The following is an 11,394-nucleotide window of genomic DNA, read 5'->3' as shown; positions in this document are numbered from 1 at the left end:
GCCCGTTCAGGCGGTTTCGCCGGGCTGCGGCGCGAATATGACCGTCACGCCGGCCGGCAGCGCGCCCCAGCCGAGGCCGGGCACCGCCAGCGGGCGGCCGTCGCGCAGGATCGCCGGCAGGGTGCCGCGGGCCGCCGCCGGCAGCGATGCGGGGCCCGGATCGGGCAGCGGCATGCGGCCCAGCGGCGCCACCGTCAGCCCGGCCGGGGCGCGGCGGTCGGCCAGGATGCGGAAGCGGCCGTCCCACAGCAGATGCGTGCCGCGGCGCAGGGCCTGCGGCGCCGGCAGGTGCCGCGCCTCGCGGCAGACCAGCAGCAGCTGCGGCGCCGGCGCCCGGCCGGGATCGCGGCGGCGGTCGGCCTGCGGCAGCAGCCGGCAGCGATGCAGGGTCTGCGCCGTCAGCACCGGCGCGCGCAGGGCGGCGAGCAGATGTTCCAGCCGCTCCAGCCGCGGCGGCAGCGGCTGGCCGCCGATCACGCCGAGCAGCCGGCCGAGCGCGCGCAGGGCCAGCTCGTCGGGGGCGGCGGCCAGCGGCCGCGGGTCCAGCCAGGCGATGCCGCTCGGCGCGATGCCGGCGGCGCGGCGCAGCAATTCGTAGGTGGCCTGGCCGAGCGCGGCGCGGGCGCGGGCCATGTTCTGCGCGGTCTGCGCCAGATGGGTGACAATCTCGGCGCGCGTGGCCTCGTCGCCGCCGGCGAGATCGGCCAGCGCCCGGCGCACGCGCACGCGGGCATGGGCGGGATCGGCATTGCCGGGATCCTCGATCCAGGCCTGGCGGCGCTTTTGCAGCGTCGCCACCAGCCGCGCCTTCGGGATGCCGAGCAGCGGCCGCAGCAGCAGCAGGCCGTCCGCCAGCGGCCGCGCCGGCCGCATCGCCGCCAGCCCGTCGACGCCGGAACCGCGCATGGCGCGCAGGATCAGCGTCTCGGCCTGGTCGTCGCGGTGATGGGCGGCCAGCAGATGGCCGATGCCGGCTTTGGCGCAGGCCGCCGCCAGCAGGGCATAGCGGGCCTCGCGCGCCGCCGCCTGCAGGCTGCCGGACGGGCGGCCGTCATGCCGCCAGACGAGGATGCGGCAGGCGATGCCGGCGGCCTTCAGCCAGCCGGCGACGGTTTTCGCCTCGCGCGCGGATTCGGGACGCAGCCGGTGATCGACGACGAAGGCGGTCAGGCCGACGCGCTGCCGCGCCGCCCAGGCCTGCGCCAGCAGGGCCAGCGCCATGCTGTCGGCCCCGCCCGACACCGCCACCGCGATCCGCGCCGGCTTGCGGCCGTCGGGCAGCAGCGCGGCCATCGCCGCGGTGAATTCCTTTGCCGTCACCACCATCTGTCGCCCCCCTCGCCAGCTGGTGCCCGGCGGCCGCCGGGCGGATTTACCTGCAGGCGATCTTAGCGCGTTCGCGCTGGGCCGCATCCTTCACATGGGGCGGCGCCTGCGGGAATTCCTTCGCCAGCTGGCCGAGCGCGGCGCAGGCTTCCGGATTCTTCTTCATCGCCGCCAGCGCCATGCCCAGCTTGAGCAGGCTGTCGGAGGCTTTCGCGCCCTTCGGATACCCCTGGTAGCCGGCGAGGAAGGCCGACGCCGCCTGCTCGTATTGCTGGCGCACGTAATAGGTCTCGCCCAGCCAGTATTGCGCGTTGCCGGCCAGCGCGTCCTTCGGATGCGCGCCGAGGAATTCGCGGAAGGCGGCTTCGGCATCGACATAGTCGCTCTGCACCAGCAGCTTGTAGGCGTAGTTATACTGCTCCTGCGGGCTGCCCGGCGGCAGCTTGGCGCGGGCGGAGGGCGCCGGCTGGCCGGCGGCCGGCGGCGCGGCCGGCCGCGCGGCGGTCTGGCTGCCGGCTGCCGGTCCGGCCAGCGGCCGGCCGGAAGCATCGGCAGGCAGGCTGCCGAGCACGCCTTCCCTCGACGGGGCGACGCCCGGAGTGGCCGAGGTGGAGCCGGCCGCGGCGGCCGGCGGCGCCGCGGTGCCGGCGGCGGCCGTCTGCGGCTGGGCCCCCGGCTGCTGGGCACCGGGCTGCTGGCCGCGTTCGATCTGGCCGAGGCGGAAATCGACATCCTCGACCAGCTTGTCCATCCGGCGCATGGCCTGGCTGGCCTTGAACTCGACCTCCTCGAAGCGGCCGGTCAGCGCGCGGATCTGGCCTTCCAGATCGTCGATGCGGCTGTTCAGCCGGTTGGCGGCGCTCTGGCCGCTGCCATCGGTGTCGGTCAGGCTGGCGCCGCCGCTGCTGCTGCCGGGCGGCGGCGGGCTGCCGCGATAGACCTGGCGCTGCAGGCCCTGCAGGTCGGCTTCCAGCCGGTTGATGCGGTCGATCAGGGCCTGGCTGCTCTGCGCCCGGGCCGGCGGTGCCAGCACCGGCAGGGCGGCGGCGATGGCGGCGGCCAGCAGGGCGGCCGGCGCGAGGCGCCTGGCAAACGGACGGCAGGGAAGCGGACGGCTGAGAAACGCTACGGGCATGGCGATACCCCGGGGTCTTTTGGCAGGGCCGAGAGATTCGGTTCCAGCATATTGATCTATCTGGGGTTTACGTCAAAAGCATGGCGTCCCGCAACGGCGCGGCCCGGGAAACCGCCAGGCCCGGGGCCGGCCGCAAACGGAAACACCCGCCAGCCGCCGGCCGGAGCCGGAAGCGGGCGGGTGTTCCGCAAAGCGATTCCGGCCGGCGGCAATGCCACCGGCCGGAGAAGGCCTTAGTTCGACAGGACCGTCACGCCGCGACGATTCTGGGCCCAGGCGGCCTCGTTCGAACCCAGCGCCACCGGACGCTCCTTGCCGTAGGAGATGGTGGTCACGCGGTTCGCCGGGATGCCCTGGTTGGCCAGGTAGGTCTTCACGGCATTGGCGCGGCGCTCGCCGAGCGCCAGGTTGTACTCGCGGGTGCCGCGTTCGTCGCAGTGACCCTCGATGACAACCTTCCAGTTCGGATACTTCTTGAGCCAGGCGGCCTGCTTGTCGAGGGTCGCCTTGCCGGCCGGCTTCACGTCAAACTTGTCGAAATCGAAGAAGACGCGGTCGCCGACATTGACCTGGAAATCCTGGACCGAACCGGACTGGATACCGGCAGTGGTGGTCCCGGTCGCAGTCGAGGACGAGCCGCCGGTGCCGCCGGTGGCAGCGCCGGTCTCAGGGGCCTTTTCACAAGCGGCGAGGAACAAGCTCACGGCGGCCACCGCCAGGAACTTGGAGCCGAAGGAGTTGAGGCGCATTTTTTTTATCCCTCCAAGGGTTTCGAGTGAGTGCAGTACCTGAACAACCTAAACTGGCGACTGGCCGGGAGTCCTATCTGTCTGCCCCCGGGCCATGCGCCGACACAAACCGGACTATGTCCTGGCAGGTCAGCCGTTCGGTCGGAGTGCATCTGAATAACCAGGGACCGCGGCGGACGGTGCCGGAACCATTGGTTCGAGCCATTGCGTCGAAATTGACTATATCCAGCGGTTTTTTCTGAATCAATAGGCCGCCAAGTAAACATAAGGACTTACCGCCCGTCTGCGGCATTTCTGCAACAGGCGGGAACTGTGGATATCTCTTTGGGCCGGCGCCGGGAATCCGGCCCTGTCATTCGAGCAGCGGCGACCAGGCCGGGTCCGAGGCATCAATCGGGGTGGGAATTTCCCGCTCGTTATACCCGGTAAGGTCGATCGAAATCAGGCGGACCCGCTGGCCGCGGCCGCGCGCATCGGGCGGCGTCTCGCGATAGAACATCAGCACGCGGCCATTGGGGGCCCAGGTCGGGGCCTCCTGCACCAGCGGCGACGAGGACAGGATGCGCTCGCCCGAGCCATCGGGGCGCATCACGCCGATCGAGAACTGGCCCTGGTGTTCCTTGGTGAAGGCGATCAGGTCGCCGCGCGGCGACCACACCGGAGTCGCGTAGCGGCCCTGGCTGAAGCTGATGCGGCGCTGGTCGGAGCCATCGGCATTCATCGTGTAGATCTGCTTGGTGCCGCCGCGATCCGAATTGAAGGTGATGCGCCGGCCATCGGGCGAGAAGGACGGCGAGGTGTCGATGGCCGGATCGCTGGTCAGCCGCGTCTTGCCGCGGGTGCGCAGGTCCATCATGTAGACATCGGAATTGCCATCCACCGCCAGCGACATGATCACGCGGTTGCCGTCGGGCGAGAAGCGCGGCGCGAAGGTCATGCCGGGGAAATCACCGACCAGCTCCTGCTGTCCGGTATCGATGTTGAACAGATAGACGCGCGGCCGGTTGTTGTAATAGCTGAGATAGGTGATCTCGGGATTGCCCGGGCTGAAACGCGGCGTCAGCACCAGGAAGCGGCCATCGGTGAGGAAGCGGTGATTCTCGCCATCCTGGTCCATGATCGCCAGCCGCTTGACGCGGCGGTCGGCCGGACCGCTCTCGGCGACATAGACGACGCGGGTGTCGAAATAGCCGGTCTCGCCGGTGACGCGCTTGTAGATGGCATCGGCGATCTTGTGCGCGAGGCGCCGCCAGTTGTCGGGCACCGTGGTCTGCGCGAGGCCGATCATCTGCTGCTCGGCGGCGACATCCCACAGGCGGAATTCGCTGCGCAGGCGGCCATCGGGCTGCAGGTCGATGCGGCCCGAGACCAGCGCATCGACATTCAGCACGCGCCAGTCGCCGAAACGCGGCACCGGCCGCATCGCCGCCGGGGTCTGGATATGGGCGCGCGGATCGACCGGTGCGAACAGGCCGGAGCGTTCGAGATCGGCGCGGATGACGCGGGCGACATCCTGGCCGATCTTGCTGGCGCGCGGATCGTCGGCATCGAAATCGGAGATGGCGATCGGCACCGGCTTGAAATTGCCGCGCGTGATGTCGATCTCGACCGCCGCGCGGGCCGGCTGCACCGCCATCGCGCCGGCCAGCAGGACCGCCGCCGCGGCAATCAGCGCCGCCGCAAGGGCCGGCGTCTTCTGGGACCGCTTCATCCTCGTCTCCGTTCTGGTCAGCGTCATCATCCCCCCAGCATCTGGCGGGGATCGAAATTCAGGATGATCTCCTGGCTCCACTTGGCCGGGTCACCCGGCGGCAGCCGGAACGGCACCGCCTTCAGCACCGCGCGGCGGGCCGATTCGGCGGCCGAGCGGTAGCTTTCGTTGCCGGGCAGGTACATCCGCGCCTGGTCGACGATCTCGGGCTGCATCCGCAGCGAACCGTCGGGGTTGAGGCTGAAGCGGATGCGCACGATCAGGTTCTCGGCATTCTTGGCGCCGAGATCGAACTGCCACTTGTCCTCGACCTGCTTGCGGATGAAATCCTTCTCGCTCATCGAAATCGGCAGGTTCGGATTCGACGGCCCCTCGGCGCGCGGCGCGGCGGCCGGCGCGGCGCGCGAGGCGGTCTGCGGCGCCGTCTGCGGCTCGGCCGGCGGCGCCTTCTGCATCTTGTTCACCAGCGCGGCGACGTCGGCGAAATTCGGCTGCTTCGATTTCTCTTCCGTGCGCTGGGTCGGCTTGGGCGGCGCCGGCTTGGGCGTCGGCTTCGGCGCCTCGACGGTCTTCTTCGGCGGCTCCGGCGTTTCCTGCACCTTCTCGGGCTTCGGCACCGGCTTGGTCGTCGGCTCGGGTTCCGGCATCGGCGCCGGCTTCGGGGCCTCGGCCACCTTCTTCGGCGGCTCGGGCTGCGGCGGCGGCGGGGGCGGCGGCGGCACGGCGGCGGCCGGCTGCGGCTTCGGCGGCTCGGGTTTCGGCTCCGGCTTGGCTTCCGGGGCCGGCTCCTCCTTCGGCGGCGCCTTGGTCTCGGTCACCTTCGGCTGCGGCTTCGGCACGTTGGTCTGGTCGGCGATGGGGGCGAATTCGGCCAGGATCACCGCCGGTTCCGGCGGCTTGTCGAAGGCGAAATACGGCAGCCCGAACATGGCGACGGCCAGGAGGCCGGCATGCAGGCTGGCTGAGAATATGTAGGAAGTGCGCTGCACCTTGCGTCCGCCGTTCCGGTCCTCTGGCGCCGTTGCCGTGCCCTACTTGCCCTTGCCGGCCACCGCCGGCGGATTGCCGACCAGCGCCACCTTGGTGAAGCCGCCGGCGTTGATCAGACCCATCACCTCCAGCACCTTGCCGTAATTGATCGCCTGGTCGCCGCGCACGAAGATGCGGCGGTCGGCGGCGCCCTGGGCAATCGCCTGCAGGCGCGGCACCAGCTGGTCTAGCTCGACAGACGTTTCCTGAAGGTAAATGACGCCCTTGGAATCGATGGTCACCGCCAGCGGCTCGTCCTGGCCCTGGATCGCCGCCGCCTCGGTCTTCGGCAGGTCGACCTGCACGCCCACGGTCAGCAGCGGCGCGGCGACCATGAAGACGATCAGCAGCACCAGCATCACGTCGACCATCGGGGTGACGTTGATGTCGGCCATCGGCCGGCGCCGCATGCGGCCGCCGCGGGTACCGCCGCCTCCGAGCTGCATCGCCATGGCCTATTCCGCCCCTTCTTCGTCGAGCTGGCGCGACATCAGCGCCTGGAACTCGCCGGCAAAGCCCTCCAGCCGGATATTCAGCCGGCCGAGATCGCTGGAAAACTTGTTGTAGGCCATCACCGCCGGGATCGCGGCCAGCAGGCCCAGCGCCGTGGCGAACAGGGCCTCGGCGATGCCCGGGGCCACCACCGCCAGCGAGGTGTTCTTGCTGGTGGCGATGGCATGGAAGGAATTCATGATGCCCCAGACGGTGCCGAACAGGCCGACGAAGGGCGAGACCGAGCCGACCGAGGCGAGGAAGCCGAGATAGCGTTCGATGCGGTCCATCTCGCGGTCGATCGACACCCGCATCACCTGGCCGATGCGCACCTGCAGCGAGCCCAGCCCCTGCTTGCCGCGCACCAGGCCGCGCTCGGTGGAACGGCGCCATTCGCGCATCGCGGCCAGGAAGATCACCGCCATCGGATGCTGCGGGCCGGCGACCGAGAGGCGGTCATACAGCGCATCCAGCGAACCGCCCGACCAGAAGTCGCTCTCGAACTTGTCGGTATCGGCGATCACCTTGCGGATCTTCATGATCTTGTCGAAGATGATCGCCCAGGACCAGAACGAGGCCAGGATCAGCATCAGCATCACGGCCTTCACGATCCAGTCGGCCTGGAGAAAGAGTGCCCACAGGGACAGGTCGGCGGCGGCTGAAGAGCCCCCGAGCTGCACGGCACTGACGGTCCTGTCCATTCGCCTCGAATCCTTCTGTTAGAACCAGCAGATCAACGGGATAAATTTGGTGAAAGTGTGGCGAATATGGCCGCCACCGGTGCCGGAACCCGCCTGGGACGCCCGGCCGAATCGATACAGGCCAGCCGCACCGCCGCCTCGGCCAGCCGTTCTTCGCCCCGCCAGACCGCCTGCTGCAACCTCAGGCTGGCCCCGCGCAGCTCGTCCAGCGCTGTTGTCACAATCAGCTCGTCATGCAGGCGGGCCGGCTTCAGGTATTCGATCGCGCAGGCGCGCACCGCGAAGGCCGCCGAACGGTCGCCTGCGCCGCCCGCGCCGTCCATCAGGTCGCGCTGGCTGATGCCGTGGGCCAGCAGCAGGTCGGAACGGCCGCGTTCGATGAAGCGCAGGTAATTGGCGTAATAGACGATGCCGGCGGCATCGGTATCCTCCCACTGCACCCGCAGCGGATAGCGGTGCACGGCCGGCACCCGGTCAGACATCGTCGTCGCCCAGAAAGTCGAGCTGGTTCGCCCCGAGACCGGCGGGAGGGCTCAGGCCGATATGGGCGAAGGCCTGGGCGGTCAGCAGCCGGCCGCGCGGGGTGCGCTGCAGGAAACCCTGCTGGATCAGGTAGGGCTCGATGATGTCTTCCAGCGCGTCGCGGGGTTCGCTGAGCGCGGCGGCGATGGTCTCGACGCCGACCGGGCCGCCCTGGAAATCGCGGGCGATGACACCGAGATAGCGCCGGTCCATGGCATCCAGGCCGCGGGCATCCACTTCCATGCGCTGCAGGGCGGCATCGGCGGCACCGGCATCCACCACCTTCACGCCGGAGACGGCGGCGAAATCGCGCACCCGGCGCAGCAGGCGGCCGGCGACGCGCGGCGTGCCGCGGGCGCGCCGGGCGATCTCGCGGGCGCCCGAGGCATCCAGCTCCAGCGACAGGATGCGGGCGCCGCGGCGCACGATCAGTTCCAGCTCTTCCGTCTCGTAGAAATTCAGCCGCAGCGGAATCCCGAAGCGTTCGCGTAAGGGCGTGGTCAGCAGCCCCGACCGCGTGGTGGCGCCGACCAGGGTGAAGGGCGGCAGGTCGATGCGCACGCTGCGCGCCGAGGGACCCTCGCCGATGATCAGGTCGAGCTGGAAATCCTCCATGGCCGGATAGAGAATCTCTTCCACGGCCGGGCTGAGCCGGTGGATCTCGTCGATGAACAGCACGTCGCGGGCTTCGAGATTGGTCAGCAGCGCGGCCAGGTCGCCGGCCTTGGCGATCACCGGCCCCGACGTGGCCCTGAAATTGACGCCCAGTTCGCGCGAGACGATCTGCGCCAGCGTGGTTTTCCCCAGGCCCGGCGGGCCATGCAGCAGCACATGGTCCAGCGCCTCGCCGCGGCTGCGCGCCGCCTGGATGAAGACCTGCAGATTCTCGCGGGCGCGGGCCTGGCCGATGAAATCGCCCAGCTGCTGCGGCCGCAGGTGGCGCTCGAACTCGTCGCCCTCGGCGCGGGCGCCGGAAACCAGCCGCGACGGCTCGCTCGCAGGCTGCCGGCTCACTGGGCCAGTTCCTTCAGCCCGGCGCGGATCAGCGCCGGAACATCGGCCTTGTCACCCAGCGCGCGGGCGGCGGTGGTCACGGCGCCGAAGGCATCGGCGCGGCGGTAGCCGAGATTGACCAGCGCCGACAGCGCATCGGCCACGGCGCCGCCGGCCTCGGCGGCAGCCTCGCCCGCCGCCGCAGTACCCGCCGCCGTCGCCACCGGCCCGAGCGCGATGCCGCCGACCTTGTCCTTCAGTTCGGTGACCAGGCGCGCGGCCAGCTTGGGCCCGACGCCGTCGCAGCGGTTCAGCGTCGCCCTGTCGGCGGAGGCGATGGCGCGGAACAGTTCGTCGGGGGCCAGCGAGGACAGGATGCCGAGCGCGACGCGGGCGCCGACGCCCTGCACGGTCTGCAGCAGGTTGAACCATTCCCGCTCGGCGGCCGAGAGGAAGCCGTAGAGATGGATATGGTCCTCGCGCACATGGGTCTCGACATGCAGGCGCACGGCCTCGCCCGGCCGCGGCAGGCCGCGCAGGGTGCGGCCCGAGCAGTAGACCAGATAGCCGACGCCGCCGACATCGACGATGCAGGCCGCATCCGACACGGAATCGAGCAGACCCGACAGCCGCGCGATCACCGCGCACCTGCCAGTCTGGCATTCCGGGCCGCCGCGACATCCCGCCCGCCGGCGGCCAGCAGCACGCGCCGGCTGGCGGCGTGATGGGCATGGCAGATCGCCAGCGCCAGCGCGTCGGCGGCATCGCTGCCCTGCACGGCGACACCGGGCAGCAGCCGCTTCACCATGGCATGCACCTGGTCCTTGCCGGCAGCGCCGGTGCCGACCACCGCCTTCTTGATCACGGTGGGCGCGTATTCGGCAACGGGCAGCCCCGCCTGGGCCGGCGCCAGCAGCACCACGCCGCGCGCCTGGCCGAGCTTCAAGGTCGAGGCCGGATTCTTGTTCACGAAGGTCTCTTCCACGGCGGCCGCCTGCGGCTGCCATTCGGCGAGGATCTGCGCCAGCGCGTCATGCAGGGCGCGCAGACGGTAGGCCAGGTCCTCGTCCGGGTTGCTGCGGATGGTGCCATGCGCCACATGGCTCAACCGGCTGCCCTCGGCAAGGATCAGCCCCCAGCCAGTGGCGCGCAGACCCGGGTCGAGGCCGATGATGCGCATGCGTTCCTGTCAGCTCGCGAGCTTGCTCAGCTCGTCCTCCGAAATCTCGAAATTGGCGTAGACCTGCTGGACGTCGTCGGAATCCTCCAGCACCTCGATCATCTTGAACAGCGTCTCGGCGCGTTCGCCCTCGATCGGCGCGGTGGTCTTCGGCCGCCAGACCAGCTTGGCCGATTCCGGGTCGCCGAACTGCTTTTCCAGCGCCTCGCGCACCTGGGCGAAATCGTCCTGGCTGCAGGTCACGACATGGGTGTCGTCCGACTGGCAGTCGTCGGCGCCGGCTTCCAGCGCCGCCTCGAACATCGCCTCGGCGCTGGCGGCGGCGGCCGGGAAGACGATCTCGCCGACGCGGTCGAACATGAAGGCGACCGAATTGGTCTCGCCCAGCGTGCCGCCATTCTTCGAGAAGGCGGCGCGCACCTCGCCGGCGGTGCGGTTGCGGTTGTCGGTCAGCGCCTCGACGATCACGGCAACGCCACCGGGGCCGTAGCCCTCGTAGCGCACCTCCTCGTAATTGTCGGCGCCCTCGGCCCCGGCGCCGCGCTTGATGGCGCGGTCGACGGTATCCTTCGGCATGTTGGCGGCCCGGGCGGCCTGGATCGCGGCGCGCAGGCGCGGGTTGGTGTTCGGGTCCGGCTGGCCCATCCGCGCGGCGGTGGTCAGCTCGCGGATCAGCTTGGTGAAGACCTTGGCCCGCTTGGCGTCCTGCGCGCCCTTGCGGTGCATGATGTTCTTGAACTGGGAATGGCCTGCCATGACCTGAACCTTGGAATGCGGGGCCGGCACGGACCGCGCCGGCCCGGGAAACGGGCGAATCGGGTGTGTTTACCATATTTCGGCTGCAACCGGCAGCCGGCGCGGCGCCCGCTTACTGCCGCGGCGGCACAAAAGCAAGCGGCGGGAAGCCTTTAGGTCCGGCGCCGGCATAACCATTGCGGGAGTAACTGCACTGTCATACAATCTGCCCAACATAAAGGCCGATTCCGCCATGCCCGATATCCTGCAGCTGGTGGCGATGCCGGAAATCCGGCTGCCCAGGGACGTCACACCGGTTCCGGTGATGCCGGGCTATCCGCAATCCGGCATGATCCGCCAGGCCCATGCCCTGTGGCTGTCCGCCTGCGGCGACCGCGACCTGCCCGCCCGCGCCGACCTGCTGGCCGCCCTGCCCGGCAGCCTGAAACCCTTCACCATCCTGTTCGCCATCGAGACCGCCCCGCTGGATTTCCGCTATGTCGAGATCGGCGCGCGGGTGCAGGCGGTCAGCAATGCCGACAATACCGGCCGGCGGCTGGCCGAGCTGCCGCACCAGCGGCCGCCGAGCAAGGTCTGGGACCATCTGTCGGCCGCCTTCGATGCCCGCGCCCCGGTCAAGGGGGTGCTGCCCTATGTCGGCAAGAGCCGGGATTTCAGCAGCGTCTTCCATATCGTGCTGCCGCTTTCCGAGGATGGCGCCGCCGTCGACCACCTGCTGGTCTGCGTCGACCTGACCCCGGCCCTGCGCCTCGACGACGGCATCCACCCCTTCACCCAGCTCGGCTGAACCAATTCCGGCG

General features: G+C 69.9%; 13 protein-coding genes. 1 reads left to right on the top strand and 12 read right to left on the bottom strand.

Translation table 11 applies throughout. From position 1 onward, the window contains the following. Positions 1-6: 6 nt before the first annotated feature. From tilS to ACEQZY_RS20560, 12 genes are all read right to left on the bottom strand, one after another. Positions 7-1,326, bottom strand: coding sequence for a tRNA lysidine(34) synthetase TilS (gene tilS, locus ACEQZY_RS20615; protein WP_370156827.1), 1,320 nt, complete (start codon positions 1,324-1,326; stop codon positions 7-9). 46 nt (positions 1,327-1,372) lie between these two features. Continuing rightward, positions 1,373-2,461, bottom strand: a complete 1,089-nt coding sequence (ybgF, locus tag ACEQZY_RS20610; RefSeq protein WP_370156826.1) for a tol-pal system protein YbgF — start codon at positions 2,459-2,461, stop codon at positions 1,373-1,375. Between the two features lie 233 nt (positions 2,462-2,694). After that, positions 2,695-3,210, bottom strand: a complete 516-nt coding sequence (pal, locus tag ACEQZY_RS20605) for a peptidoglycan-associated lipoprotein Pal (RefSeq protein ID WP_341705636.1) — start codon at positions 3,208-3,210, stop codon at positions 2,695-2,697. A 352-nt stretch (positions 3,211-3,562) separates the two neighbouring features. After that, positions 3,563-4,921, bottom strand: coding sequence for a Tol-Pal system beta propeller repeat protein TolB (gene tolB / locus ACEQZY_RS20600; RefSeq protein ID WP_341705637.1), 1,359 nt, complete (start codon positions 4,919-4,921; stop codon positions 3,563-3,565). A 26-nt stretch (positions 4,922-4,947) separates the two neighbouring features. Further along, positions 4,948-5,910: a hypothetical protein gene (locus tag ACEQZY_RS20595; protein ID WP_370156825.1), complete on the bottom strand. Its 963-nt coding sequence runs from the start codon at positions 5,908-5,910 to the stop codon at positions 4,948-4,950. A 42-nt stretch (positions 5,911-5,952) separates the two neighbouring features. After that, positions 5,953-6,402 (bottom strand): protein TolR, encoded by a 450-nt coding sequence (gene tolR, locus ACEQZY_RS20590; RefSeq protein ID WP_341705758.1) that lies wholly within the window; start codon positions 6,400-6,402, stop codon positions 5,953-5,955. A 3-nt stretch (positions 6,403-6,405) separates the two neighbouring features. Beyond that, positions 6,406-7,143 carry a protein TolQ gene (gene tolQ / locus ACEQZY_RS20585; protein WP_370156824.1) on the bottom strand — a complete coding sequence of 246 codons (738 nt, stop codon included), beginning with the start codon at positions 7,141-7,143 and terminating at the stop codon, positions 6,406-6,408. Between the two features lie 32 nt (positions 7,144-7,175). Continuing rightward, a complete protein-coding gene (locus ACEQZY_RS20580) occupies positions 7,176-7,625 on the bottom strand; it encodes a YbgC/FadM family acyl-CoA thioesterase (protein ID WP_370156823.1) in 450 nt (149 codons plus the stop codon). Beyond that, positions 7,618-8,679, bottom strand: coding sequence for a Holliday junction branch migration DNA helicase RuvB (gene ruvB, locus ACEQZY_RS20575; RefSeq protein ID WP_370156822.1), 1,062 nt, complete (start codon positions 8,677-8,679; stop codon positions 7,618-7,620). Before ruvB ends, ACEQZY_RS20580 begins: the two co-directional genes overlap by 8 nt. Then, positions 8,676-9,299: a Holliday junction branch migration protein RuvA gene (ruvA, locus tag ACEQZY_RS20570; RefSeq protein WP_370156821.1), complete on the bottom strand. Its 624-nt coding sequence runs from the start codon at positions 9,297-9,299 to the stop codon at positions 8,676-8,678. The genes ruvB and ruvA overlap by 4 nt, the downstream gene beginning before the upstream one ends. After that, positions 9,296-9,838: a crossover junction endodeoxyribonuclease RuvC gene (ruvC, locus tag ACEQZY_RS20565; RefSeq protein WP_370156820.1), complete on the bottom strand. Its 543-nt coding sequence runs from the start codon at positions 9,836-9,838 to the stop codon at positions 9,296-9,298. The genes ruvA and ruvC overlap by 4 nt, the downstream gene beginning before the upstream one ends. Positions 9,839-9,847: 9 nt before the next feature. Beyond that, a complete protein-coding gene (locus ACEQZY_RS20560; protein ID WP_341705693.1) occupies positions 9,848-10,594 on the bottom strand; it encodes a YebC/PmpR family DNA-binding transcriptional regulator in 747 nt (248 codons plus the stop codon). 232 nt (positions 10,595-10,826) lie between these two features. On the opposite strand from ACEQZY_RS20560, the gene ACEQZY_RS20555 reads away from it, so the two are divergent. Beyond that, positions 10,827-11,381 (top strand): hypothetical protein, encoded by a 555-nt coding sequence (locus ACEQZY_RS20555; RefSeq protein WP_341705694.1) that lies wholly within the window; start codon positions 10,827-10,829, stop codon positions 11,379-11,381. Positions 11,382-11,394 lie beyond the last annotated feature (13 nt).

The sequence above is a fragment of the Ferrovibrio sp. genome, from assembly GCF_964218355.1.
Taxonomy (GTDB): domain Bacteria; phylum Pseudomonadota; class Alphaproteobacteria; order Ferrovibrionales; family Ferrovibrionaceae; genus Ferrovibrio.
The sequence above is the reverse complement of the archived record's forward strand: the minus strand, read 5'-3'. Positions and strand labels throughout refer to the sequence as shown.

Bases quoted from the DNA above. Each gene is read 5' to 3' on its own strand.
- ruvC (WP_370156820.1), bottom strand. From the start codon at position 9,838: ATGCGCATCATCGGCCTCGACCCGGGTCTGCGCGCCACTGGCTGGGGG.
- tolB (WP_341705637.1), bottom strand. From the start codon at position 4,921: ATGAAGCGGTCCCAGAAGACGCCGGCCCTTGCGGCGGCGCTGATTGCC.
- ybgF (WP_370156826.1), bottom strand. From the start codon at position 2,461: ATGCCCGTAGCGTTTCTCAGCCGTCCGCTTCCCTGCCGTCCGTTTGCC.
- ACEQZY_RS20580 (WP_370156823.1), bottom strand. From the start codon at position 7,625: ATGTCTGACCGGGTGCCGGCCGTGCACCGCTATCCGCTGCGGGTGCAG.
- ACEQZY_RS20555 (WP_341705694.1), top strand. From the start codon at position 10,827: ATGCCCGATATCCTGCAGCTGGTGGCGATGCCGGAAATCCGGCTGCCC.
- tolR (WP_341705758.1), bottom strand. From the start codon at position 6,402: ATGGCGATGCAGCTCGGAGGCGGCGGTACCCGCGGCGGCCGCATGCGG.
- ACEQZY_RS20560 (WP_341705693.1), bottom strand. From the start codon at position 10,594: ATGGCAGGCCATTCCCAGTTCAAGAACATCATGCACCGCAAGGGCGCG.
- pal (WP_341705636.1), bottom strand. From the start codon at position 3,210: ATGCGCCTCAACTCCTTCGGCTCCAAGTTCCTGGCGGTGGCCGCCGTG.
- tilS (WP_370156827.1), bottom strand. From the start codon at position 1,326: ATGGTGGTGACGGCAAAGGAATTCACCGCGGCGATGGCCGCGCTGCTG.
- tolQ (WP_370156824.1), bottom strand. From the start codon at position 7,143: ATGGACAGGACCGTCAGTGCCGTGCAGCTCGGGGGCTCTTCAGCCGCC.